Source organism: Flavobacterium kayseriense (genome assembly GCF_014305095.1).
Classification (GTDB): Bacteria; Bacteroidota; Bacteroidia; order Flavobacteriales; family Flavobacteriaceae; genus Flavobacterium; species Flavobacterium kayseriense.
On the sequence record NZ_JACRUI010000001.1, the window covers coordinates 838,980 to 865,254 of the forward strand.

At 34.5% G+C, this 26,275-nt stretch carries 18 protein-coding genes; 11 read left to right on the plus strand and 7 right to left on the minus strand.

Annotated elements, in window-relative coordinates:
• From rnhA to H8R22_RS03585, 3 genes are all read left to right on the plus strand, one after another.
• Positions 1-486, plus strand: coding sequence for a ribonuclease HI (rnhA, locus tag H8R22_RS03575; RefSeq protein WP_187008899.1), 486 nt, complete (start codon positions 1-3; stop codon positions 484-486).
• A 76-nt stretch (positions 487-562) separates the two neighbouring features.
• Positions 563-1,486: a PfkB family carbohydrate kinase gene (locus H8R22_RS03580; RefSeq protein WP_187008898.1), complete on the plus strand. Its 924-nt coding sequence runs from the start codon at positions 563-565 to the stop codon at positions 1,484-1,486.
• A 108-nt stretch (positions 1,487-1,594) separates the two neighbouring features.
• Positions 1,595-3,493: an amidophosphoribosyltransferase gene (locus H8R22_RS03585; RefSeq protein ID WP_187008897.1), complete on the plus strand. Its 1,899-nt coding sequence runs from the start codon at positions 1,595-1,597 to the stop codon at positions 3,491-3,493.
• Positions 3,494-3,748: 255 nt separating this feature from the next.
• On the opposite strand, the gene H8R22_RS03590 is transcribed toward H8R22_RS03585, so the two are convergent.
• Positions 3,749-4,357 (minus strand): superoxide dismutase, encoded by a 609-nt coding sequence (locus H8R22_RS03590; RefSeq protein WP_187008896.1) that lies wholly within the window; start codon positions 4,355-4,357, stop codon positions 3,749-3,751.
• 149 nt (positions 4,358-4,506) lie between these two features.
• Positions 4,507-5,190: a ComF family protein gene (locus tag H8R22_RS03595; RefSeq protein ID WP_187008895.1), complete on the minus strand. Its 684-nt coding sequence runs from the start codon at positions 5,188-5,190 to the stop codon at positions 4,507-4,509.
• Positions 5,191-5,285: 95 nt separating this feature from the next.
• Between H8R22_RS03595 and H8R22_RS03600 the strand changes: the two genes are divergently transcribed.
• Positions 5,286-6,827: a glycine--tRNA ligase gene (locus H8R22_RS03600; protein WP_187008894.1), complete on the plus strand. Its 1,542-nt coding sequence runs from the start codon at positions 5,286-5,288 to the stop codon at positions 6,825-6,827.
• Positions 6,828-6,877: 50 nt separating this feature from the next.
• Here the strand turns inward: H8R22_RS03600 and H8R22_RS03605 are convergent, their stop codons facing one another.
• On the minus strand, positions 6,878-7,405 hold the full coding sequence (locus tag H8R22_RS03605; protein WP_187008893.1) for a DUF3575 domain-containing protein: 528 nt from the start codon (positions 7,403-7,405) through the stop codon (positions 6,878-6,880).
• A gap of 464 nt (positions 7,406-7,869) precedes the next feature.
• On the opposite strand from H8R22_RS03605, the gene H8R22_RS03610 reads away from it, so the two are divergent.
• From H8R22_RS03610 to H8R22_RS03625, 4 genes are all read left to right on the plus strand, one after another.
• Entirely contained in the window at positions 7,870-8,694 is an 825-nt protein-coding gene (locus H8R22_RS03610; RefSeq protein WP_187008892.1) for a LytR/AlgR family response regulator transcription factor, read from the plus strand.
• Between the two features lie 185 nt (positions 8,695-8,879).
• Positions 8,880-9,170, plus strand: coding sequence for a 3-oxoacyl-ACP reductase (locus tag H8R22_RS03615; RefSeq protein ID WP_187008891.1), 291 nt, complete (start codon positions 8,880-8,882; stop codon positions 9,168-9,170).
• A 101-nt stretch (positions 9,171-9,271) separates the two neighbouring features.
• Positions 9,272-11,323 (plus strand): tetratricopeptide repeat-containing sensor histidine kinase, encoded by a 2,052-nt coding sequence (locus H8R22_RS03620; RefSeq protein WP_187008890.1) that lies wholly within the window; start codon positions 9,272-9,274, stop codon positions 11,321-11,323.
• A 3-nt stretch (positions 11,324-11,326) separates the two neighbouring features.
• Entirely contained in the window at positions 11,327-12,019 is a 693-nt protein-coding gene (locus tag H8R22_RS03625) for a response regulator (RefSeq protein WP_187008889.1), read from the plus strand.
• A gap of 56 nt (positions 12,020-12,075) precedes the next feature.
• Here the strand turns inward: H8R22_RS03625 and thiL are convergent, their stop codons facing one another.
• Positions 12,076-13,122, minus strand: coding sequence for a thiamine-phosphate kinase (thiL, locus tag H8R22_RS03630; protein WP_187008888.1), 1,047 nt, complete (start codon positions 13,120-13,122; stop codon positions 12,076-12,078).
• Between the two features lie 165 nt (positions 13,123-13,287).
• On the opposite strand from thiL, the gene H8R22_RS03635 reads away from it, so the two are divergent.
• From H8R22_RS03635 to H8R22_RS03645, 3 genes are all read left to right on the plus strand, one after another.
• Complete coding sequence (locus H8R22_RS03635; RefSeq protein ID WP_187008887.1) at positions 13,288-14,172, plus strand: ABC transporter ATP-binding protein; 885 nt, start codon at positions 13,288-13,290, stop codon at positions 14,170-14,172.
• A complete protein-coding gene (locus tag H8R22_RS03640; protein WP_187008886.1) occupies positions 14,166-17,816 on the plus strand; it encodes an ABC transporter permease/M1 family aminopeptidase in 3,651 nt (1,216 codons plus the stop codon). The genes H8R22_RS03635 and H8R22_RS03640 overlap by 7 nt, the downstream gene beginning before the upstream one ends.
• Positions 17,817-17,922: 106 nt before the next feature.
• Positions 17,923-18,864 (plus strand): 1-phosphofructokinase family hexose kinase, encoded by a 942-nt coding sequence (locus H8R22_RS03645; protein ID WP_187008885.1) that lies wholly within the window; start codon positions 17,923-17,925, stop codon positions 18,862-18,864.
• Positions 18,865-18,904: 40 nt separating this feature from the next.
• Here H8R22_RS03645 and H8R22_RS03650 read toward each other — a convergent pair whose 3' ends face one another.
• The 3 genes from H8R22_RS03650 to H8R22_RS03660 all read right to left on the minus strand — a co-directional run bounded on the left by H8R22_RS03650 (position 18,905) and on the right by H8R22_RS03660 (position 26,144).
• On the minus strand, positions 18,905-22,948 hold the full coding sequence (locus H8R22_RS03650; protein WP_187008884.1) for a T9SS type B sorting domain-containing protein: 4,044 nt from the start codon (positions 22,946-22,948) through the stop codon (positions 18,905-18,907).
• Positions 22,949-23,225: 277 nt separating this feature from the next.
• A complete protein-coding gene (gene lepA / locus H8R22_RS03655) occupies positions 23,226-25,022 on the minus strand; it encodes a translation elongation factor 4 (RefSeq protein ID WP_187008883.1) in 1,797 nt (598 codons plus the stop codon).
• A gap of 123 nt (positions 25,023-25,145) precedes the next feature.
• On the minus strand, positions 25,146-26,144 hold the full coding sequence (locus H8R22_RS03660) for a YihY/virulence factor BrkB family protein (protein WP_187008882.1): 999 nt from the start codon (positions 26,142-26,144) through the stop codon (positions 25,146-25,148).
• Positions 26,145-26,275 lie beyond the last annotated feature (131 nt).

A 26,275-nucleotide genomic window follows, 5' to 3' on the forward strand; every position in this document is an offset into this window, starting at 1 on the left:
ATGAGCCACGAAGTACATATTTATACCGATGGAGCTGCCAAAGGAAATCCTGGGCGAGGTGGATATGGCGTCGTGATGGAAACAGCTGTGGCAGGAAAATTGTATAGGAAGGAGTTTTACGAAGGTTTTCGCCTAACTACAAATAATAGAATGGAGCTTCTTGCAGTCATTGTTGGTTTAGAAAAGTTAAAAAATCCACAAACAAAAGTGCTTGTAGTTTCTGACTCTAAATATGTGGTCGACTCAGTTCTTAAAAAGTGGGTATTTGGGTGGGAAAAAAAGAAGTTTGTTGATCGAAAAAATGCTGATTTATGGAAGAGATTGTTAGTTGTTTATCGGAAACATGCAGTAGATTTCAAGTGGATCAAAGGGCATAACAATCATCCTCAAAACGAAAGATGTGATGAATTAGCTGTAATGGCATCCATGCAAAAAGAATTATCAGTTGATGCCTTTTACGAGAAGGAAGAAGGGAAAATATGGTGATAATTTTGCGAGTTTCAACTTTTGCAACTCTGAAACATATAAACTATCTTTGCAGCTTAATTCGAAACATATATAAATGAATAAATTATTGATTGTTGGAACTGTTGCTTTCGACGCAATTGAAACTCCATTTGGGAAAACAGATAAAATTTTAGGTGGAGCAGCAACATACATTGGGCTGTCAGCTTCTTTCTTTAACTTACAATCTGCAATCGTATCGGTAGTTGGTGACGATTTTCCGCAAGAATATTTAGATTTATTAACGGATAGGAATATTGATATTTCTGGTCTTGAAGTAGTTAAAGGTGGTAAAACGTTCTTTTGGAGTGGACGCTACCATAACGATTTAAACTCAAGAGATACACTAGATACACAATTGAATGTATTAGCTGATTTTCAGCCAAAAGTTCCTGAGAATTATAAAAATTCTGATGTGGTTATGTTAGGGAACTTGCACCCATTAGTGCAAAGCGGAGTGTTAGACCAAATGACAACAAAACCAAAGTTAGTTGTGTTAGACACCATGAATTTTTGGATGGATTGTGCTTTACCTGAATTATTAGAGGTTATAAAAAGAGTAGATGTAATTACGATCAATGATGAAGAAGCGCGTCAATTATCAGGAGAATATTCTCTTGTTAAGGCTGCTGCCAAAATTCAAGAAATGGGTCCTAAATATGTTGTAATTAAAAAAGGAGAACATGGAGCTTTATTGTTTAATAAAGGAAATGTGTTTTTTGCACCAGCATTACCATTAGAAGAAGTATTTGACCCAACTGGAGCAGGGGATACTTTTGCAGGAGGTTTTGCAGGATTTATTACACAAAGCGAAAATGTTTCATTTGAGAATATGAAAAACGCGATTATATACGGTTCTAACTTAGCTTCTTTCTGCGTGGAGAAATTTGGAACTGAACGAATGGTTAGTTTAGAAAAAGACGAAGTCGTATCGAGATTGAAACAATTTAAATCATTGACTCAGTTTGATATAGAATTATAATGCTTTAAAGCCTCGGAAACGGGGCTTTTTTGATTTTTAATATACAATACCTGTTCTCTTGCAAAAGGGCACTTTAGATTCAACAACAACACAACAAATAAATACACAATGAGCGACGCTTTAAAACACGAGTGTGGTATAGCCTTAGTAAGACTACTTAAACCGCTTGAATTTTACAAAGAGAAATACGGTTCGGCTTTTTACGGAATACAAAAAATGTATCTCCTTATGGAGAAGCAGCACAATAGAGGACAAGATGGTGCTGGATTTGCGAGTATAAAGCTAGATGTTGAGCCAGGAGAACGATACATTAGTCGTGTGCGTTCAAACCACGCCCAGCCTATACAAGATGTTTTTGCTCAAATTAATGATCGAATCAACGACGAGATGGCTGCTCATCCGGAATATGCTGATGATGTAGCGGCACAAAAAGCAAATATTCCATACATTGGAGAGTTGTTTTTAGGCCATGTACGTTACGGAACTTTTGGAAAAAACAGTATCGAAAGTGTCCACCCGTTTTTACGTCAAAACAATTGGATGCATAGAAACTTGATTCTAGCGGGTAATTTCAACATGACTAACGTTAAAGAGCTTTTTCAGAGTCTTGTCGAGTTAGGACAGCATCCAAAAGAAATGGCGGATACGGTTACAGTAATGGAGAAAATAGGACATTTCTTAGATGATGCAGTGACTGATTTGTATCAAGATTGTAAAAACGAAGGTCTTAACAAGCGTCAGGCTTCACCTGTGATTGCTGAGCGATTAGATGTAGCAAAAATTCTGACTCGTGCTTCAAAAAATTTAGATGGAGGATATGCTATGGCGGGACTTTTAGGTCATGGAGATGCATTTGTTTTTAGAGACCCAGCAGGAATTAGACCTGCATACTATTACCAAGACGATGAAATAGTAGTTGTTGCCTCTGAAAGGCCAGTTATACAAACTGTTTTTAATGTTCCTTTTGAAAGTGTTCACGAGATTGACCCAGGTAAAGCTCTGATCATTAAGAAAAATGGTTCTGTTTCTATGAAAGAAATCTTGCCGCCCACCGTGAAGAAATCTTGTTCATTTGAACGAATTTATTTTTCAAGAGGTAGTGATGCCGAAATATATCAAGAAAGAAAAAAATTAGGAAAACTAATTTTGCCAGCAGTTTTAGATGCGATTGATCAAGATACTGATAATACGGTATTCTCGTATATCCCTAATACTGCCGAAACCTCTTTTTATGGTTTAGTAGAGCAGGCTCAAGATTTCTTGAACCAAAGAAAAAATAATTTTATTCTAAAAAATAGAGATACGCTTACTGCTGAAAGCTTACAGGAATTATTGGCTGTAAAAATCCGCACAGAGAAAGTAGCTATAAAAGATGCTAAGCTTAGAACTTTTATCACTGAGGATAGCAGTCGCGATGATTTAGTTGCACACGTATATGATGTTACTTATGGCGTTATTAAACCTACAGATAATTTAGTAATTATCGACGACAGTATCGTACGAGGGACAACATTAAAAATGAGTATCATAAAGATGATGGACCGACTAAATCCAAAGAGGATTGTAATTGTTTCATCAGCTCCTCAAATTAGATATCCAGATTGCTACGGTATCGATATGGCTAAGCTCGAAGGATTAGTAGCTTTTAGAGCAGCTCTTGAGTTGTTAAAAGAAAGAAACCTATATCATATAGTTGATGACGTGTATGCAAAATGTAAAGCACAAGAGAACTATCTTGATCGTGATGTGGTAAATTATGTAACCGCTATTTATGACCCTTTTACTCCACAAGAGGTTTCAGATAAAATAGCTGAAATGTTAAGTTCTCCAGAAATTAAGGCAGAAGTTAAAATTATATTTCAAACTGTAGAGGATTTACATATTGCATGCCCTAAAAACTTAGGGGATTGGTATTTTACTGGAGATTATCCAACTCCAGGAGGTAATAGGGTGGTTAATAGAGCATTCATGAATTTTTACGAAGGGAAAGACGCTAGAGCATACTAGGTGATGGTATAAACAAGTATTTAAACGATTTTTTAAGTTGTTTAACTAATAAATTAGTTTTAAATAACAAGCAAACATATATTTGACTCACCATAACATTAGTAGGTTAAGTTTATGGTAGATTTGGGGCAAAAAGGGTGGAAGTAATTCCACCTTTTTTATTGGAATAAAGTCAAGAAAAGATCCTATTTAAGCAAAAAAAATAGACGCATTAGCTTTGAGCTATGCGTCTATTTTTATTATAATGTGTTTATCTTATTTCTCTGAGGCAAATCTTCTTGACACTTCTGTCCAGTTGATAACATTAAAGAAAGCTTCAATATAATCAGGTCTTCTGTTTTGGTAATGCAAGTAGTAAGCATGTTCCCAAACATCCATTCCTAAAATTGGAGTTCCGCCGCATCCAATACCTGGCATTAATGGATTGTCTTGATTTGGAGTACCGCAAACGTCTAGTTTACCTCCTTTTTCTACACAAAGCCAAGCCCATCCTGATCCAAATTGAGTGGCTCCTGCTTTGCTAAATTTAGCTTTAAATTCATCAAAACTCCCAAAACTACTTTCAATTGCTGCAAGTAACTCTCCTGTAGGGAGACCACCGCCGTTTGGTGACATTACTTCCCAAAAAAGATTATGGTTGTAAAAACCACCACCGTTGTTACGAACAGCAGCATTTTTCATATCTAAGTTAAGCAAGATGTTTTCGATTGTTTTTCCTTCCATATCTGTTCCCGTAACGGCAGCATTAAGGTTGGTAGTATAAGCATTATGATGCTTTGAGTGGTGAATTTCCATTGTGCGAGCATCAATGTTTGGTTCTAATGCGTCATAAGCATAAGGTAACTGAGGTAATTCAAAAGCCATAATATGTGTGTTTAAATATTTATAAAATTTTATTCAAATTTAAACATTTAACTTTAGATTTCGAAATACTAGCTTGTTATAATTTCATTAAAGTTGCTTAATACCCTCATTTTCAGTTTAAATTCTAATTTTTTAGAACCTATTTACGATTAGGACTGAGCCATTGCCATGCACACGATACTAATTTTAACGTTGGGAATTTTTAATAATGCTCGAGAGCAGGCTTCTAGTGTTGAACCTGTTGTAATTACGTCGTCTACCAGTAAAAAATGTTTACCATGATCACTTTCAGTGAAAGTTACATCAAATAAGTTTTCAATTCCCTCTGCTCTACCTATCAAGTTTTTTTTAGATTGCGTTTTGGAGTAAACCGTTCGTATTAAAAGTTTGCTATTGTAACTGATTGCTAACTCTTTTGAAAGAGCGAGTCCAAAGCTAGTGACTTGGTTGTAACCTCTTTCTTTATATTTCCTTGAGTGTAATGGAACAGGTATAATTACATCAGGTTTTTGTGAAAGTAATACTTCTTTTAAATCTTGCCCATACCAATGTCCTAATAGAGTTCCTATTTCTTCATGTCCTTTGTATTTTAAATTGTGAATTAACTCCTGAACGATTCCTTTTTTATGAAAATACAATAAAGCAGATGCATGCTCAACTAGAACTCTACCATAAAACTTTTTGTAAGCTTCATTCTCAGTTGCTAAATGATGATTTGTCAAAGGAAGGTTGTGTCGGCAACTAGTACAGATTACACTTTCATTTGTCAATAAAATTGTAGTGCAACCAGCGCATATTCTTGGAAAGAATAAATTTATAAGGTGTTTTAGCATACAAATGGGTTATAATTAGATAAAAATATGAAAATCAATGCTTCAAACTTAGCTTATTTTCTTTTTTTTAAGTTCACTTTTTATATTTTTGCATTATGGCAAAACAAGAAGATATATTTAAGAATGTAATTTCGCATGCAAAAGAGTATGGATTTATTTTTCCGTCAAGCGAAATTTACGATGGTTTGAGTGCGGTATATGACTATGCGCAAAACGGAGTAGAGTTAAAAAAGAACATACGGGAATACTGGTGGAAAGCCATGGTTCAAATGAATGAAAATATCGTTGGTTTGGACGCTTCTATATTGATGCATCCAACGACTTGGAAAGCATCAGGACACGTAGATGCTTTTAATGACCCTTTGATAGATAATAAAGATTCAAAAAGAAGATATAGAGCTGACGTTTTAATTGAAGATTATGCTGAAAAGCTTAATATAAAAGCGATCAAGGAAATTGAAAAAGCTAAAGTTCGTTTTGGAGACGCTTTCAATGAAGCAGAGTTTGTCTCAACTAACCCTAGAGTTGTTGAGTATAAAGCTCGTGAGAGAGAAATTTTAGAGCGTTTGGGTCGTTCTTTAGGGAACGAAGATCTAGAAGATGTAAAAGCACTGATTGAAGAGTTAGAAATTGCTTGTCCAGAAACAGGATCTCGTAATTGGACCGAAGTGAGACAATTTAACCTGATGTTTGGGACAAAATTAGGAGCTTCTGCGGATACTGCCATGGATTTATATTTGCGTCCTGAAACGGCACAAGGTATTTTTGTCAATTTCTTGAATGTACAAAAATCAGGACGAATGAAAGTTCCTTTTGGTATCGCGCAAACAGGTAAGGCGTTTAGGAATGAAATTGTGGCCCGACAATTTATTTTCAGAATGCGTGAATTTGAACAAATGGAAATGCAATTCTTTGTGCGTCCAGGAGAGGAAATGAAGCACTACGAATTCTGGAAAGATGCCCGATTAAAATGGCACTTATCATTAGGCTTGGGTAAGGAAAATTACCGCTTTCATGATCATGAGAAATTAGCGCATTATGCAAATGCTGCCGCAGATATTGAATTTAATTTCCCTTTTGGGTTTAAAGAGTTAGAGGGTATTCACTCTCGTACTGATTTTGATTTAAAAGCGCATGAGCAATTCTCAGGAAGAAAACTACAATATTTTGATGCCGAATTGAATAAAAACTATGTACCTTATGTAGTAGAAACTTCGGTAGGATTGGATAGAATGTTCTTAGCTGTGTTTGCAACTTCCCTAAAAGAAGAAACCTTAGAAGATGGCTCAACTAGAACGGTATTGCAACTGCCATCAGTATTAGCTCCAACGAAGGCAGCGGTGTTGCCATTAGTAAAAAAAGATGGCTTACCTGAAATTGCTCATCAAATCATAGCTGATTTGAAATGGGATTTTAGTGTTACGTATGATGAGAAAGATGCAGTAGGTCGTCGATACAGAAGACAAGATGCACTAGGGACACCTTTTTGTATAACTGTGGATCATCAAACTATTGAAGACCAAACAGTAACGATTAGGCATAGAGATACGATGAAGCAAGATCGTGTTGCAATAGCTGATTTAAAAGAATTAATTGATAACGAGGTATCAATGAAAAATTGGTTAATGAAAATGTAATACAGTCCACGTAAAATAAAAAAAGCTTCTCAATCGAGAAGCTTTTTTGTTTAGAAACGGTAACCTAATGTTATGCCGAGACGCCCTACAATTTCTGGGCTATCTTTGCTTAGTAAATTTCGCCCTATGCCCGTATTAATTTCAAAGAGGTAGCCTTTTTTATGTACCCATTTTGAACCTAATCCAAAGCCTATAGCGAGATCAGTGTAGCGATTTTTGTCAATACGACTAATGTTGTTATTATTGTCGTAGTAGTACGTTTTACTAGCTACTCCTGTATTAAACATACTAAACCCCTCTATAAAAAACCCTGCTGCAGTTTTTTTTCCAAAATAAGCACGATAGTACGGGCTAAGTGTAAAATTACTTTCAAAATCATCTTCATTTACATAAAAAATGGTCACTCCTAAACCAGTATCTTCATTCAAAATACGTTCATAACTAACTTCTACTGCACCAAGAACTAGAAATAGGGCGTTTCCTTTTAATTCATTTTTTTTAAAATCGGGTGCAGTTTTTTCTTGACTATAGGTTGTTAAATAGGAAAAGAAGAAAATTACAATAATCAGTTTTTTCATAGTTTAGTTTTTTTGTAAATGTAAGATAAAGTTGAGAAAAAACAAATGCTTTTTTAGCGATCCAACTTCTTAATAACTAACTGTTTGTTGTCAAATAAAGTCACTACTTAGTAGTTTTAGTTTACAAGAGACAACGTATGAAATTATTTAGGTAGGTTTTGTAGTACAGCTTGCCAGATGAAAAATTAGTTTTTAAGTAATAACTAAACGAGAAAAATGTTCTTAATCGGATTTATCTGCAGTTGGGCAAATTCTATTAACATTTATTAAAATTCTATTAACAAGCATTCTTTAAAGGTAGAGTAAATGATTATTTTTAAAATGTTAAATTCTTGTTTTATTATAAAAATTGGAATAAGATACTTATCTAGTTTTCCCCAAAGCTACTCAGTAATTTAATTTTTTAAGCAAAGTTTTGCTTGTAGAGACTAGTGTAAACCTAATAAATTTAGGAAGCATAGTAGATGAATCATTTGTACATTATTATTGACGATAATCAAGAAAGTGTTTTGAAAACTAAAGCTATAGCTGATAGTTTTTCAGAGCTTCAATTTCTAGCATCTGCGAATAATTACGATGAAGGGCTAAACCTGATATTAGAGCATTCACCACAATTGATTTTTCTTGAAATTGATCCTTCGGATAAAAAAAGTAATTTATCATTACGATTAATTAGCGAGCTACATCGGTACTTAAAAGTGATTCCAAAAATTATCGTCACAACGTCTAAAAAAGATCTCGCATTCGAGGCTTTACAATATGATGTAGCTGGATATATATTGAAACCCTTAGCGCGAATCGATTTTGTAAAACTTATACTAAAGATCAAAAAAGAATTTGAGCAAAAGGTAATCCAGCCTGCTCAAGAGGGGGTATTTATAAATTCAGAGGATATAAAATTATCGAGTGCTATTCGCAATGGTGGTATTTCAAATGAGGAGCCGCTTATTCTATGTGTAAAATCGTATGGCGATTACAGATATATAGATACACGTGACATATGTTATTTGCAAGCGGATAATAATTCAACAGATATCCACTTAAACAATGGAGAAATGGTTACTGCATTTAAAACGTTAAAGCATTTTGAAGGTGCTTTGACTTTTCCTTTCGTCCGTATTCATAATAGTTATATCGTTAACACAAGTTATATATCGCGTATTCATACCGGAAATTCGGTTTGTTACATAAAAAACACTGCTGTAAAACTTCCTTTTTCTAAGTCTTACAAAGGAAATATCGATCTGATTATTTCTGAAATTTCTAGTGGTAATTATCTGGAAATATAATAAAATAGCCATTCACCAAGATTTGAGCATCATTCACTATCAAACGACCGTAATCCACCATAAACACCTAAAAACTAAGCTGAAATAAGGAATGACTGTGTAGTTTTACCACATCAAAAGCACGTAATTATACCTGTTTTTAGAAAAACGCAAAACATTTATAAAACATAACAAATCCCCTTATTATGAAAAAATCAATCTTAACAGTAGGCCTACTTTCTTTAGTAATGATCTTAACTTCATTCACAGTTTCTGAAACAAGTATCATTGGAGGTCAAGCTTCAGGAGGAAATATGAAGCTAGATATTATAGGAGGTCAGGCTTCAGGAGGAAATATGAAATTAGATATCATTGGAGGTCAGGCTTCAGGAGGAAATATGAAATTAGATATCATTGGAGGTCAGGCTTCAGGAGGAAATATGAAGTTAGATATCATAGGAGGTCAGGCTTCAGGAGGTAATATGAAATTAGACTGATATAATTATTTTGAAAATTTTATTAGGCTATCAAATTTTGATAGCCTTTTTTTATGATTATAGTTTAATTTCACTATTTTTGGTACAAACCAATACCTAAATTGAGATCTACACAATACTTTTATTTAACGTTACTTCTAGTTATTTTTCTTTCGAGTTGTACTCAAAAGGAATCTAAAAACAATATAGTTGATTCCTCTTCCGATAGTCTAGATATTTATTTTTCACTTGCTAATGATCTTAATCTTCCAAGAGATGATAGGCAGACTTACAGTGTTAGAGCCTTAGATGTAGTCTCTAATCTTAAAAATGATTCTATAAATAGAGTTAACCTTTTTAAGGTGGCTAATCGCTTTTATAACATTAGTAACTGGAAAGATTTTAATAATACTGTAAGACTTGTTTTAGAGAATTCAACTGAGGCAAATGATTCTGTCAGTATAGCAAAAGCTTTTACCTACCTAGGTAATTATTATGAGTCTAATACTTCGCCTGATAGCGCCTTTATATTTTATAATAAAGCAGAACGTATTTATGATGATCTTAAGGATAAAATGTCTTTAGGTAAAATCTTATTTAACAAAGCTAATTTGCAATATTATTCAGGTGATTTTCTAGGTGCCGAGAAAGAAGTTTTTCATGTGTTAAGAACGATTAAGGAAGAAAAGCAAGCTAATAACATTTTATATGACTCATATAATTTATTGGGCATATTGTATGTTGAACTCGGGGAATATGATAATGCAATTATTTACCATAACAAAGCGTTGGCGATAATTGATGACAGTATCATGCCGGAAGAATTTCAGTCAAGAGCTACATCTTATAATAACCTAGGTTTCCTATACCTTAATTCGAAAAAATATTTATTAGCTAAAGAATATTTTCAAAAAGGTTTGGAGCAAAAAAACTTATTGAGTCAAAAACCATATGTTTACTCTATGTTATTGGATAATTTCGCATACGCTAAGTTTAAATTAGAGGAGTCAAAACAACTTCCAGATCTTTTCTTCGAATCCTTAAATCTTCGAGATAGTTTAAACATTGTTTCTGGGATATTTATTAATAAAATTCATTTGTCTGAATTTTATGCGTCCAGAAAAGATACAGTAAAAGCAATACAATATTCTAAAGAAGCACTTCAATCAGCTCGCGAAACAAACGTTGCTAGGGATGTATTAGTTGCTTTAAAACAACTTGCCCTCATTGAACCAACAAAAGCAGTAATATACAACAAAGAATACATTCGAATCAACGAACAACTACAGAAAGAAGAGCGCAAGATGGGAGATAAGTTCTCTCGTATTGAGTATGAAACAGATCAAATCAAAGACCAAAATTCAAGCTTAGAACTTCAAAATAAGAATTTAGCATATGCTTTAAGTTTTTTGACCATCCTGGGACTTTCTACTTATATAATTAAAACACAAAAGACCAAAAACAGGGAGCTTTTATACAAGCAGCAACAGCAAAAAGCAAACGAGGATATATATAATTTGATGATCTCACAGCAAAACACGATTGAGAGTAACAGGGTTCAAGAGAAAAAAAGAGTTGCTCAAGAGTTACATGATGGTGTATTGGGTAGGATGTTTGGTGTTAGAATGAACTTAGATAGTCTAAATAAATTCCAAGATGAGCAGGCTATCGATCAACGAAACAGTTATTTATCAGAACTAAAAAATATAGAACAAGATATTCGTGAAATTTCCCATGACTTGAATAGAGAAAAATCAGAATTAATTAATAACTTCGTCGCAATCGTTGATAATTTGCTAGAAGAGCAGCGTAAAACATTTGAAACGAAACTAGTGTCAACGATTGATTCAAGTATAAAATGGGATAGGGTAAAGAACTCTTCAAAGATTAATTTATATCGAATTATTCAAGAGTCACTCCAAAATTGCAATAAATATGCTAAAGCCACTACTATTATAGTAGAACTAAAGAAGAAAGATGATTCGATAGTGCTGCTAATTAAAGACAATGGTGTAGGTTTCAACGCCAAAACAAAAAAGAAAGGAATTGGCTTGCAAAATATGATTTCACGAACAAATGAATGTAATGGGATATTTGATATCTCCTCTGCTATAGGCCAAGGAAGTACAATATGCGTTACGATACCAATAGAACAAAAACAAATACCACTATAAATAATGACCGTTGAACCCCAATCTTTAACACGTCTTGAGAATAAAATTTTAATTGTTGACGACCACCCTTTTATAATTCAAGGGTACAAAAATGCTATAACACGATATCAGCCTGATAAGTATGAGTTTCAAATTATGGAAGCCAAGGATTGTGAGTCTGCTTACAATTTGATCTTAAATCCAGAAACACCTAAATTTGATATCGCTTTTTTAGATATTAGCATGCCTCCTTATGAAGAGAAGGGTATTTATTCTGGTGAAGATTTAGCTAAGTTGATTTTAGAAAACATGCCTAATTGTAAAATTATTTTACTGACCATGTTTACTGAGTTTTTAAAAATTAAAACGATAATCAAAAATATTAATCCTAATGGACTAATAATTAAAAATGATTTAACCTTTGACGAACTTATTTTTGCTTTCGATAAAGTTATAAAAAACGAAATGTACTATAGCCAGTCAGTTCTTCAAATGTTAGAATCGCAAGATCATAGTATTGAGATTGATTTATTTGATAAACAAATTTTATTTCATTTATCTAAAGGAACCAAAGCAGAAGATATTCCTCAATATATTCCGATATCACTAAATGCAATAGAGGCAAGGAAGCTAAATCTAAAAGAATTATTAAGCTTGACCGAAGGAACTGATCTAGAATTAGTGCGAGAAGCGAGAAAAATAGGATTATTATTCTAAATAAAAACACCCCAAGAATTTCTCCTTGGGGTGTTTTTATTTAAAAGCCCTTCATTTTATTCACTTAAAGCATTCCAGCCACGCGCTTTCAACGCGATTTTAGTGTTTGCCCTTGTTACAAGATGGATTCCTTCGCTTTCTTGGGTCATATGACCAATGATTGAAAAGTTAGGATTAGCCTTTATTTTATCAAAATCCTCCATGGCAATAGTAAAAAGCAGTTCGTAATCTTCACCACCATTTATTGCTACTGTGGTACTGTCAATATTAAATTCTTCACAAACACTAATTAATTGCGGATCAAGAGGTAATTTATCTTCGTATAAATTACACCCAACGCTGGATTGTTTGCATAAATGCATAATCTCCGAAGATAATCCATCAGATATGTCTATCATGGAAGTTGGTTTTATCTCTAAAGCATGTAATAAAGTACGAACATCTTTTCGCGCTTCTGGTCTCAACTGTCGTTCTATCAAATAAGTATAGGCGTCTAAATCAGGTTGAGAATTGGGGTTTACTTGGAAAACCTGTTTTTCTCTTTCAAGCACTTGCAATCCCATGTAGGCGGCACCAATATCTCCGGTAACAACTAAAAGGTCGGTTTGTTTAGCTCCGTTTCTATAAACAAGTTCTTCTTCATCAGCTTCACCAATAGCGGTAATACTTATAATTAATCCTTTTTGCGATGAGGTGGTGTCTCCACCAATTACATCTACTTTATATTCAGCTGCTGCGTGAGCAATCCCATCAAACAGTTCGTCTAATGCTTCTAGAGGAAAGCGATTAGAAACGGCTACAGAGACTGTAATTTGAGTAGCCTTTGCGTTCATTGCACATATGTCTGATATGTTCACGACTACCGCTTTATATCCTAAATGTTTTAAGGGCATGTATGCCAAATCAAAATGAACGCCTTCTATTAGTAAATCAGTTGAAACTACTATTTTTTTCTCCTTAAAGTCTAGAACAGCGGCATCATCACCAATGCCTTTTATTGTTGAGGGTTGGTTTACTTCGAAATTTTTCGTCAAGTGGTCTATCAATCCAAATTCGCCTAATTGACCTATACTAGTACGCTGCTGGTTTTTATCTTCAATCATCCTATTTATTTATAAAGTAGTAAAGGTACGAAGATAACTGAGATTGTAATTTTGACTAGCCATTTAAATTGTATTTTGTAAGAATACAATTTATATTGTGTTAAAAATTCTGTAACAAACTAGTGCAACTCACTACTTACTAGTAAACCTCTTAAACTAATAACAATGAAGCTAAAAATAAATAACCTCAGTAAGACCTATAAAAACGGTGTTAAAGCATTAGATAACCTTAACATCGAGATAGGCACAGGTATGTTTGGACTTTTAGGTCCTAATGGTGCGGGGAAATCGTCATTGATGCGAACTATTTCGACTTTGCAAAAACCGGATTCGGGTACTATCGAGTTTGATGGAATAAATGTTTTAGAGGACCAAATGGGTTTGCGTAAAATTTTAGGCTATTTGCCTCAAGAGTTTGGAGTGTATCCAAATATGTCTGCAGAGAAACTCTTAGATTATTTTGCACAGCTAAAAGGAATTGCTTCAAAGACGGAACGTGCATCTATAGTTAAACAAGTTTTAGAAGTTACAAATTTATACGAAGTTCGATTAAAAGATGTAAACGGGTATTCCGGAGGAATGAAACAACGATTTGGTATAGCTCAGTTATTATTAAATAATCCAAAATTAATTATTGTTGACGAACCTACAGCTGGTCTAGATCCTGCTGAAAGGCATCGTTTCCTGAATGTTTTGCGTGAAATAGGGACCAACCATACCGTTATTTTTTCGACACATATCGTAGATGACGTAAATGAGCTTTGTAATGAAATTGCTATTTTAAATGGAGGAAAAATTTTGACTCAAGGTACTCCAAAAGCTGTAGTAGAAAAGTTAAATGGATCCATTTGGACAAAAATTATAGAAAGAGAATTTTTAGAGCAAAACGAATTAGAGTTCAACGTAATTTCTTCTAATTATAATCAAGACAACACTCTTAATATTAGGGTGCATAGTATGGAGAAACCAAATGAAAGTTTTGTTGCGGCAACGCCTCAACTAGAAGACGTTTATTTTGTAGCACTTAAAAAAGACGCCATATTATGTTAGGAACAATTTTTAATTTTGAGCTAAAACGATGGTTTAAAAACCCTTCTTTTTACATTTATATTGCTATTTTTTTCCTGCTGTCTATGTTTATTATGGCAAGCAGTTTGGGTATTTTTGATAGTTTCTCTGTTACAACGTCTTCAAATGCATTAGCAAATTCACCAATTGCTCTAAACGATTTGATCAACACCTTGTCTGTGCTAACCTATTTTTTATTACCCTCAATAATTGGGGCCTCAATTTATAGGGATTTTAAGTACAATATGCATACGATACTTTTTTCCTATCCCTTTACTAAATTGGATTACCTACTTGGAAAATTCTTCAGCTCGTTATTAGTTGTAATTTTGGTTGTTTTAGCTATTGGTTTGGGTGCATTTTGCGCAAGTTTTTTACCTTATATCAACCACGATTTATTAGGGCCAGTTTCGATTGTTGCTTACTTACAGATTTATTTTATATGGGTAATACCTAACTTGTTTTTTTACGGGGCAATTGTTTTTGCTGTTGTTACTATTACGAGAAATATTTCAGTTGGTTTTATAACAGTGATTTTGTTATTGTTTGTCCAAAGTATGGTTAGTAGTTTTACAAATGATACCGATAATCAATACATAGCAGGGCTTTTAGATCCTTTTGGTAGCGAGGCATTATCTTATTATACTAAGTACTGGACTGTTGCAGAAAGAAACACAAATTTACTTCCGTTTGAGGGTGTACTAGTATACAATAGGTTATTATGGCTGGGAATCTCATTTTTGGTTATGGTTTTTATGTATCGTTATTTTTCATTTACTCAAAGTGCTTTAACATTTGGAAGAAATAAAAATGAAGAGCGCGTTACCAAAAATAATTTTGGTGGGATTACTCGAATCAACTTACCTGAAATTCAGTTTGATTATTCAAATAAACAATACCTTAAAACGGCTTGGAATTTATCTAAAGTTGACTTCAAGTTTATTGTGAAAAACTGGGTTTTTATAAGCATTGTTATCGTTGGATTGCTTTTTATTCTACTGACCTCATTAAGTGCAGGCGAAATATTTGGAACAAAAACCTACCCTGTAACTTGGCAAATGTTGGCTTTACCAGGAAGTGCTTTTAGTCTTTTTATCAATGTGTTGACTTTTCTTTTTGCAGGGATTTTGGTCCACAGGGGATTTGCAACTAGAATGAACCATTTAATTGATGTAACGCCAATTCCTAATTGGGTATTGCTGTTTTCAAAATTCCTAGCTTTATTGCAAATGCAAGTTGTTCTTTTGGCAGTTATCATGATTGGCGGAATCACAATTCAATCTTATAATGGTTTTTTTGATTTTGAAATAGGGCACTATTTGTTTGAATTATATGCTATTAAATTAGTGCACTTTGTTATTTGGGCATTTTTAGCACTTTTTATACAAACGCTATTCAAAAACTATTTACTTGGTTTTTTTGTATTACTTATTCTATCTATTGGTTTGGTTTTTATTCCAGAAATTGGAGTGGAGCAAGACGTTTTTAGGTTTAATAGCGATACTGGGTTTCAATATTCAGACATGAATGGTTATGGCAATACGTTGCCTATGTATTACATGTACAAAGGCTATTGGTTTCTATTTGGTTTAGGGATTTTTGGTCTCACACTTTTATTTTGGACAAGGGGAGTTGGTCAATCTGTACGTTCTAGATTTGTCGATGCTAAAGCGAGATTTAATAGTAAAACAGCCTTGTTAATCACCGTATCATTTATAGGTTTTCTAGCTCTAGGAAGTACAATTTATTATGAAGATAATATTGTTAACGAATATAGATCACAAAAAGATGCTGAAAAATCTCAAGTAGAATGGGAAAAGAAATATAAAAAGTATCAGTTGTATGCGCAACCTAGAATTACAGATGTTAAGGTAGATTTAGACCTGTTTCCAGAGGAACGCAATTTTATTGCTAGGGGAACCTATGTTTTAAAAAATAAAAGCGCAGTAGGTATAGATTCGGTTTTTGTTAATTATGTAGACTATGAAACTAAAATCGCTTTTGCAAAAGGAACGCAACTCGTTTCTAAAGATTCTGTTTATAATTTCAATATCTATAAGTTGGCTAAAACTTTATTGCCAGGCGATTCGATAGTTATGTCTTTTGAGGTCAAAAATAAAGAGAATACCTTGTTTAAAAATAACTCGCCAGTTATTTACAATGGAACTTTTATCAATAACAGTTCTTTTCCATCTATCGGATATAGCGAAAATGGAGAGTTAAATGATGATGATGTTCGAAAAAAGTATGGTCTTAAGCCTAAGGAAAGAATGGCAAGCCCAATGGATTCTATCGCAAGAAAAAACAATTACATTAGCAATGATGCTGATTGGTTAACATTTGAAACTACAGTGAGCACCTCAGGTGATCAGACAGCAATTGCGCCAGGTTATTTGCAAAAACAGTGGAAAAAAGAGGGTAGAAATTATTTTCACTATAAGATGGACCAAAAAATGCTAAACTTTTATGCTTATAATTCGGCTCAATATGAGGTGAAACGTGACAAATGGAAGAATGTTGCCATCGAAGTTTATTATCATAAAGGGCACGAGTACAATCTAGACCGAATGATTGCTGGAGTGAAAAAATCCTTAGACTACTATACAGCAAACTTTAGTCCGTATCAGCATAAGCAAGTTCGAATCATGGAATACCCTAGAACGCAAGGTACCTTTGCGCAGTCATTTGCCAATACCATTCCATTTTCAGAGGCTATAGGTTTTATAGCAGCCGTAGATGATGAGAATAAAGATGCCGTAGATTATCCTTTTGCGGTGACCTCGCATGAGGTAGCTCATCAATGGTGGGCACACCAAGTAATTAGCGCAAACGTTCAAGGTGCTACCATGTTGTCAGAAAGTTTGTCAGAATACAGTTCTCTAAAAGTTTTAGAACGTCAGTACGGTAAATCTCAGATGCGCAAATTCTTGAAAACATCACTTGACCGCTATTTAACAGGAAGAACGATAGAGAGCAAAAAGGAAAAACCCTTGATGTACAATGAAAACCAACAATACATTCACTACGAGAAAGGATCTCTTGTGTTTTATGCTTTAAGTGATTTTATCGGAGAGCAAAAATTAAATGGTGTTTTAAAATCATACATTCAAAAAGTAGGTTATCAAGATGCTCCTTACACAAATTCAGTAGAGTTGGTTGCGCTTTTAAAACAAGCCACACCCGATTCTTTACAGTACGTGATTAATGACATGTTCGAAAACATTACTTTGTATGACAACCGTGTTAAAAACGCTACTGCAAAAAAACTACCTAATGGTAAGTACCAAGTTGACATCGAATTTGATGTTGCGAAATACAAAGCGGATGATCAAGGGAAGCGAATTTTTAAAGATAAAGCTGGTAAAACATTAACCTATAAAAAGAAAGGTGATATTATTGCTACAACTTCGTTACCGCTGCAGGATTATATAGAAATAGGTGTTTTTACAGAAGAAACAGTTAAGGACATAAAAACCGAGAAGGAATTGCATCTCAAGAAATATAAAATCAATAAGATTGACAATAAAGTTTCAATCATCGTGGATAAAAAACCAACAGAAGTAGGTGTTGACCCTTACAATAAATTAATCGATACGAACTCTAACGATAACCGAAGAAAATTATAATGTTTTAAGTCAACTGAAAGGCGGAGAGTTAATCTTCGCCTTTTTTCTTATGTACTTCTAAAAAGTTATTTTTTGAACTTATCGTAATTAGCATTAAATTTATATAATGAAAAAACATAAAATTATTACGGTAACGGTAAATCCAGCCCTTGATAAAAGTGCTCACTTTAGAGGTTTGGTTGCTGAACAAAAAATTAGATGTGAACAGCCTCGATTTGATGCCGGTGGTGGAGGTATTAATGTATCTAAAGCTATTTCTCGTTTGGGTGGAGCGTCATTAGCTATTTTTACGGCTGGTGGGCCTACAGGTGAAATGATTAAAAACTTGATGACCGATGAGGGTATTGATATTGATCCTATTAGTGTAGCTAGCTGGACTAGAGAGAGTTTTGTAGCTGTAGATGATAATACCAATTCTCAATATCGTTTTGGTTTTCCAGGTGCCGCAATTAGTTCGCTCGAAAAAGAGGAAATACTCTTAAGGATACAATCGATCGACACGGAATTATTAGTGTTAAGCGGAAGTATAAGCGAAGGACTATCCGCAGATTTTTATCAGCAAATAGCTGAAATCGTAAAAGAGAAGAATATTAAAGTAATTGTGGATACTTCAGGCGAATCACTAGAAAAGATATTGGAAGTAGGCGTTTATCTTATCAAACCTAATGTTGGAGAATTAGCCAAGTTAGTTGGTGTTGAAAGGTTAGAAATGGATGAAGTAAGCGAAGCTGCGAAAAAAATTATTGATGAAGGTGGTGCAGAGATCGTGGTAGTTTCTCTTGGGCCACAAGGAGCTGTTCTAGTAACTAAAGATTCGTATGATTATGTTGCAGCTCCTAATGTTGTTAAAAAAAGCACAGTAGGCGCAGGCGATAGTATGGTTGGGGGTATGGTGTGGGCGCTTTCACAAAATAAAAGCCTTCAAGAAGTAATTCGATGGGGTGTAGCCTGTGGATCTGCAGCAACTATGAATGAAGGTACACAATTGTTTAAATCAGAGGATGCTACCCGATTATTTGATTGGTTATCGAAACAAGGACAGTCGTGAAATATCAGCTAAATTGATAAAGTGATGTGACACTTGTGTATTATCTTTTTAAGGTAAAGTGCGACTTAAATATTTTTTCTTTTCCGTCTAAAATATAGTTTACCGTAAACCAATAGTCATCTGATGGTAAGTCTGCTCCATTATATCTTCCGTCCCATCCAGAGGTTGCAGTATTAAATCGTTTTAATAATTTACCATATCGATCAAAAATAGAAACGGTAGAATTAGGTTGTGTAGCTAAGTCGGTTATGTTCCAATAGTCATTATATCCATCATTATTTGGGGTGAAAAATTTTGGGTATTTTAGCACGGTAATAGTTAAAATAGTAGTGTAGCAATTTCCTTTTTTATCGTTAATATAGATTAAGTGCTCACCCGATGAAACGTTTGTAAAAGCAGGATCGTCTTGAAAAGTTCCGTCATCTAATTTATATTCATACTCACCATATCCTACAAGAGCAGTAACTGTAACATCTATTACATCCGTAAATGCATCAGATATTGCGGCAGTAGCAATTGCTGGACCCGATTTTTCTACCCTAAAAGTAGTTGGATTATACCCGCAATCACTGCCAGTGTTGGCACTATTTGTTGTTATTATCACGTCATAAGTACCTTCTTTATCCGTTGTGAAACTAGGTCCAGTTCCTAATAGTACCCCGCTTAAAAACCAGTTTACGGTGTACTTTGACGGATCTAAATTAGAATTAGCAGTGAAGGTATTTAGCACGTTTCCAGTAATGTAATCTACACAAACTATGCCGTTGGCTAATTGTAAATCCTTAATTGGGTATATGATTACATCAAATGATTTTTCATCAAAACAATTGCTGTTATCAGCAGCTGTAGCATAGATGTACAAGGTCTCATTCGTGGCTATACGATCACCAGTAAAGTATTTTGTGCCACCACCTTTTGTGTCAGAGAAATAATCTCCCTCGGTTAGTGGGGGAAGTGTATAGTAATCACATGCGGTAACTGAGTTTGGTTGCACAAGCTGTGGTGTTTTACTAACGGTCACAGTAAATTCACTTTCGTCTTCACAAACAATTCTTGTCCCAGTTTTAGCATAAACATAAAGTGTTTGTGTGTTCGAAATAACTGTTCCGTCAGGTAGTAGGTTTCCTTTTCCTCCAGGAAGAGTGTAGTAATCACCTGAATTTAAAGTAGGTAATGTGTAACTATCACAAACACGAATGTCATTTGGCTTGTCTACTGTCACGCCAATGATATTGATAGTGATTGCGTTTTCATTAGAACAAGTTTGCAAATCGGGCCATTGGTTATATAAATAGATAGTTTGTGTTTGCGTAATAATTTGACCAGGGTTTAATCTAGTTCCTTTACCTTGAGATTCAGAGTAGAATAAACCGTCATTAACGTTTGGTATGGTATAGGATGTGCATGCAGTAACATCTGTGAGTATGCTAAGTTTGGGAATATCACGTATTTCTATTTTAAAACTAGACTCCTTTGTACAGTCGTTCACAAGATTATTGATGTATATCGTTTGTGAAGTACTAATTTGGTCTCCCTCATTTAATGTGTTTCCCGTACGGTTAGAGCCAGTGTGGTAAGTGCCGTTTGTTAGTCGTGGCAGAATATAGGGGTCGTTTTTACAACGTAAAACATCATTTAATTGATCTACTTCTGGAAATGGTTTTATAACTACATCAAAAGATAAATTAGTTGTGCAGTTAGGTGTAGTTGTAGTATTTGCAAATACATAGATGGTAGTAGAGTTCGTTATTGTAGTCCCAGATGGTATTAATGTTCCTGCCCCAGCCGCTTGAGTATAATAATTGGCATAGCTTAGTGCGGGTAGCGTATAAGAACCACAAGATGATTGATTTGCGAAAGCAGGAATGATCGTAATGTCAAAGCTAGCCTCATTCGCACATTGTCCATCTATTGCATAAACATATAATGTTTGAGATGTGGTTATTAGTGTTCCTGCAGCAAGATTTGATCCATTGCCATTGCCTGCCGTATAATATTCACCATTATTCAATACCGGCAATGCATAACTGGTGCAAGTAACTACATCTGTTGGTGTATCTACTACAGGTAGAGGTATAATATTAATGTTGTACGGTTGATCTTGACAAATACTTCCTTCTACAACAGCATAATAATAAACAGTTTGGTTGGTGGTAAGTCTTGTTCCCGCGGGAAGCAAGGTGCCGCTTCCTGCTGGTCCATTCGATTCTGTGTAAAAATTTCCTTCAGTAGGATTAGGTACAATAAAAACACCACAATAGTCCTCCGGAATCGTGTATTCATCTACTAAGGTGACGGTAAAGCTAGATTCATTGGTACATGACTTAGCGTCTGGGCTACTAAAAATATAATACGAACCACCAGTATCAATGATATCGCCAGCAAATAGTGGCATGCCAGTGCCATTGGTTCCTGTAAAATAATTTCCATTTGTCAAGCTAGGCAGTGTGTATGTAGAACATGCCGTGACATTTGGTAATAGGTCTACAACAGGTCTTGGATTTAAAATAATATCAAAAGATGTGATGTTAAAACAAGATTGATTTGAAATGTTGCTCATTCGAACCCAAATAGAAATTGTTTTCGGGTTAGGAGGTATAGAATATAACGAAGGTAGCGGGTTGCTGTTGGATAGAGCGTCTGCTTCAGCGGAATGATAACTTATGTTGAACATATTTGGATCTTTACCATCAAGTACGGTTGTATTGTTTTGACTTAAATCTATTTGGTTACCTCCAATTAAATCGCAAAGTTCAATAGTATCTGGTTTCTTTGGGATTTCTGGAGTGTCGAGAACTAGCTTGAACGAAAAAACCGAATTACAAAATTCATTAGATGCTTTATTTCTTATTCTAATGTAAATCGTCTCTTCGCTAGTTGTACTATAATTTTGAGGAGAAGCTATCGGATTTAAATTTGAATTAGCGTCGGGTAACGTTTTGTAATAGAAAGCTTCATACTTAGAAGCGTCAATTCCTAAACTTGTGCTGTTGTTTACGGTTAAATTATATATGTAGATGGCGGCACTTGAATCACAATTTCTTAGGTCAACGGGTGTGTTAATTTGTAGATCTTCAAAAATAACTTCGTCTTCGATTACACAATTAGTCCCTACTTGTTCTATACTTACTTGATAGTTTCCTGGGCCATTTACAACCAAAGATTCTTGCGTTTCTCCTACTAGGATTTGGTTGTTTTTTTTCCATGTATGGATATATTTGGGATCCGTTAATCCCGTTTTGATTTCATAAGAATTGCCTTCGCAAATCGTCTGGTCTGGTCCTAAATCAATTGTAGTTGTAAAACTACCAGAACTCAAAAACACCGCTGAGTCGTAATTAGAATCGTTGGCATCTCCTATAACAATTCGGATACGGTAGGAACGGTTAGGTATTACAACAGCAGCCGCGTTGAGGATTTGAGTAAAACCTCTCATATTAATAGAGGATGCGCTTGGATCTGTTAGGTTGTAAGTCGAAAAGAGATTCGGGTTTACGGATGTGCAAGACGAATTATATTGATTATCTCTAATGTTTTTTACCGATACAGGCTCATTAGTACCTGGAACAATAGCTAAGTTAGTTGTGGTATTAGTTGCTAAATCAGTAAGTAAGAAGGCAAATACGTCACTAAAGCCGCATTGAAACTCTCCAAACTCATTGGAGGCAAACAAAAAATCAAAACTAAAATTTGTAGACAACGGAATAAAATCAAATTCTAAGAAGGCGACATCAGTAATAGGAGAACTTTGGCCAGAGCTATTGCTAATATTTTGTAAAGTAGGATCAGTATTGGTGTTTATTTGGCTGCTGAGGTTGTTGCCAGTGTATTGTCCTTCAGTATATTTAGCAATTCCATTTCGAATAATTACTCCTTCTGTTACGGGGAACAAACCACCATTGTTGTTGAAGTAAGCAGTAGACTGGCTCGAGGAAATAGATATATTAGATACTGTTGTACATGAATTCCCTAAAAGCAGTTGCACTAATTGATCTGCACTTCGGCTTGTGTCATCTACTAGTATACTTTGGCAAAAAGCATTTGAGCAGAATAATGCAAAGAAAAATAGGTAAACGTTTTTCAAAATGATTGTGCTTTAGTAGAGTTTAGAGCTCAGTAAAGGTACAAAAAAACTATGTTTAGTGTATTTTATCTAGTAAATACGCGGTTAATCGATAAAATTAAAATAAAATTTACTAAAAAGATTACAAGCTAAATGCAAAAGATAATAGTAGTTGCTGCTTTAGAGTTGAAACTATTTTTTTTGGTATTAATTTTAAAAACAAAAAAACCTGATGGATTTTAATCATCAGGTTCTCAAGTATCTATTTATGAATTCCTTTCTCAGGACTTAGGGATCTTTAATCATTCAATTTTAAAACAGCCATAAATGCCTCTTGTGGAATCTCTACATTTCCAACTAAACGCATACGCTTTTTACCTTTTTTCTGTTTTTCAAGTAATTTACGTTTTCTAGAAATATCTCCACCATAACATTTTGCGGTAACATCTTTACGTAACGCTTTTATCGTTTCACGTGAAATTACTTTTACACCAATTGCTGCTTGAACTGGAATATCAAATTGCTGTCTCGGAATTAATTCCTTCAACTTTTCACACATTTTCTTTCCAATTGAGTAGGCGTTGTCTGTGTGCATTAAAGATGATAATGCATCAACTATTGTAGCATTTAATAAAATATCAACTTTCACTAAACTAGAAGTTCGCATTCCTATGGGCGTATAATCAAAGGATGCATATCCTTTAGAAACCGTTTTCAATCGGTCGTAAAAATCAAATACAATCTCTGCTAAAGGCATATCAAAAGTTAATTCCACACGTTCAGTAGTCAAATACGTTTGATTGGTAATCAAACCACGTTTTTCGATACACAAACTCATTACATTTCCAACATAATCAGCTTTTGTAATAATCGTAGCCTTGATAAATGGTTCTTCGACATGATCTAAACGAGAAGGTTCAGGTAGGTCAGAAGGATTATTTACTATTAAAATTGTATCAGGATCTTTTTTAGTGTAGGCATGGTAGGAAACGTTAGGAACTGTTGTGATTACAGTCATGTTAAACTCGCGCTCTAAACGTTCCTGAATAATCTCCATATGCAACATTCCTAAAAATCCACAACGGAAACCAAAACCTAAAGCCGCCGAGCTTTCTGGCAAAAACACTAACGAAGCGTCGTTCAATTGTAGTTTTTCCATAGAGTTCCTCAACTCTTCATAATCTTCAGTGTCTACTGGATAGATTCCTGCAAAAACCATTGGTTTTACATCCTCAAAACCAGTAATTATATTGGTAGTTGGGTTTTTTGCGTCTGTCAACGTATCCCCTACTTTTACTTCTTTAGCTTCTTTAATTCCAGAGATTAAATACCCAACATCACCTGCTGAAATCACTTGCTTCGGAACTTGATTCAATTTCAAAGTACCAATTTCGTCTGCAAAATATTCATTACCGGTAGCCATGAATTTTATCTTCTGACCTTTCTTGATTTGTCCATTTTTGACACGAAAAATCACTTCAATACCACGAAATGGATTGTAGTGTGAGTCAAAAATTAAGGCTTGTAATGGCTCTTCAGGGTCACCTTGTGGTGGTGGAATTTTTTCGATAATGGCTGCTAAGATGTTTTCTACACCAAAGCCTGTTTTACCAGAGGCATGAATAATATCTTCCAATTTACATCCTAACAAATCGATGATGTCATCACTAACTTCCTCAGGATTTGCAGATGGTAAATCTACTTTATTCAAGACTGGAATAATTTCCAAGTCATTCTCTAACGCTAAATATAAATTCGAAATAGTTTGCGCCTGAATACTTTGGGCTGCATCTACAATTAAAAGTGCTCCTTCACAAGCTGCAATAGAACGCGAAACCTCATATGAAAAATCGACATGCCCTGGAGTGTCAATTAAGTTTAAGATGTATTCCTCCCCTTTATAGGTGTATTCCATTTGTATAGCGTGACTCTTGATTGTGATTCCACGTTCTCTCTCAAGGTCCATATTATCAAGCAATTGTGCTTTTTCCTGACGAGCAGTAACGGTTTGTGTAGCGCCGAGTAAACGGTCAGCTAATGTGCTTTTACCGTGATCAATATGTGCAATAATGCAAAAATTCCTTATTTTTTTCATTTTATCCATCTGTAATTTTCATCCAAAATGCTGTCGCATTTAGTAGGCAAAGATAAGCCAAAGTTTTGATTTATAAGGGTGGCAGGATAAATTCTATAAAAACCAATTTATACACTATTTATGTTATTCTCCAGGCAGATTTTTATTCTCTTTTTTCTCGGATTCATAAACTACTACTGCGTTTGGTGCTTCAGTATTAGGTAGCACTTTTACCACCTTTTCTTTTTCATATTGTTCTATATAAACCGCATAATCTGCAGGTTCAATTCGTGCGCCGATATATTCAGTGTAAGTTTTAGTAAATTGAGCACCAAAATATAAGATGGCCGCGGTGTAATAAACCCAAACTAAAATAACGATCAAAGAGCCCGCCGCTCCATAAGCTGATCCTGTCCCACTAACATCAATATAAATACCGATTAAAAAGCGTCCTAACATAAACAAACAAGCTGTGAAAAAGGCTCCGATTTTCACGTCTTTCCATTTTATTTTAGCATCGGGTAATACTTTAAATATTACGCTAAAAAGTATAGTGATCACCGCAAAACTTATTAAAACGTTGATGACCTCAAACACAATTAAAATCACATCTGGGAAGTAATTTTTCAACCAGTCATTTATGGCAAGTAACACACCATTAACCATTAGCGAAACAATTAATAAAAAGCTTAGGCCCGCAATTAGTGATGATGAAAGTAAACGATCCTTAATCCATTTTAACCACCCTCGTTTTGGTTTTGCTTTCAATTTCCAAATAATATTAATAGAATCTTGAATTTCTCCAAAAACGGATGTTGCCCCGATAAGTAAAGTTATACTGCCTATAATAATTGAAAAAGTTGTTTTGCCTGAAAGAGTTGTATTTTTAATCACATCCTGAATTTGGGCAGCTGCCTCATTACCAATCAAGCCATTAATTTCACCAAATACTTGTCCTTGTATTGCTTCTTTGCCCAAGAAAATACTCGCTAATGAGATCATTAGTAATAATAATGGTGCCAATGAAAAAACGGTATAGTACGATAAAGAAGCACTAAGTTTTAATGCTCGATTGTCTATGAATCCTTGGAATGAATCTTTTAAAATATCGAAAGCTATTATGATTTTTGATTTGAGTTTCATAAATACAAAGTTGAACTACAAAGTTATACGTTTATTCTTAAAAATATTTATGAAATTACAGGGAGGTTTTGCAACATTGAGCAAAAAGTAGTACTCTTAGTACTGAAGCTCTTTTTTATTTAAAATGTTGT

Bases quoted from the DNA above. Each gene is read 5' to 3' on its own strand.
- rnhA (WP_187008899.1), top strand. From the start codon at position 1: ATGAGCCACGAAGTACATATTTATACCGATGGAGCTGCCAAAGGAAAT.
- H8R22_RS03580 (WP_187008898.1), top strand. From the start codon at position 563: ATGAATAAATTATTGATTGTTGGAACTGTTGCTTTCGACGCAATTGAA.
- H8R22_RS03585 (WP_187008897.1), top strand. From the start codon at position 1,595: ATGAGCGACGCTTTAAAACACGAGTGTGGTATAGCCTTAGTAAGACTA.
- H8R22_RS03590 (WP_187008896.1), bottom strand. From the start codon at position 4,357: ATGGCTTTTGAATTACCTCAGTTACCTTATGCTTATGACGCATTAGAA.
- H8R22_RS03595 (WP_187008895.1), bottom strand. From the start codon at position 5,190: ATGCTAAAACACCTTATAAATTTATTCTTTCCAAGAATATGCGCTGGT.
- H8R22_RS03600 (WP_187008894.1), top strand. From the start codon at position 5,286: ATGGCAAAACAAGAAGATATATTTAAGAATGTAATTTCGCATGCAAAA.
- H8R22_RS03605 (WP_187008893.1), bottom strand. From the start codon at position 7,405: ATGAAAAAACTGATTATTGTAATTTTCTTCTTTTCCTATTTAACAACC.
- H8R22_RS03610 (WP_187008892.1), top strand. From the start codon at position 7,870: ATGAATCATTTGTACATTATTATTGACGATAATCAAGAAAGTGTTTTG.
- H8R22_RS03615 (WP_187008891.1), top strand. From the start codon at position 8,880: ATGAAAAAATCAATCTTAACAGTAGGCCTACTTTCTTTAGTAATGATC.
- H8R22_RS03625 (WP_187008889.1), top strand. From the start codon at position 11,327: ATGACCGTTGAACCCCAATCTTTAACACGTCTTGAGAATAAAATTTTA.
- thiL (WP_187008888.1), bottom strand. From the start codon at position 13,122: ATGATTGAAGATAAAAACCAGCAGCGTACTAGTATAGGTCAATTAGGC.
- H8R22_RS03635 (WP_187008887.1), top strand. From the start codon at position 13,288: ATGAAGCTAAAAATAAATAACCTCAGTAAGACCTATAAAAACGGTGTT.
- H8R22_RS03640 (WP_187008886.1), top strand. From the start codon at position 14,166: ATGTTAGGAACAATTTTTAATTTTGAGCTAAAACGATGGTTTAAAAAC.
- H8R22_RS03645 (WP_187008885.1), top strand. From the start codon at position 17,923: ATGAAAAAACATAAAATTATTACGGTAACGGTAAATCCAGCCCTTGAT.
- lepA (WP_187008883.1), bottom strand. From the start codon at position 25,022: ATGAAAAAAATAAGGAATTTTTGCATTATTGCACATATTGATCACGGT.
- H8R22_RS03660 (WP_187008882.1), bottom strand. From the start codon at position 26,144: ATGAAACTCAAATCAAAAATCATAATAGCTTTCGATATTTTAAAAGAT.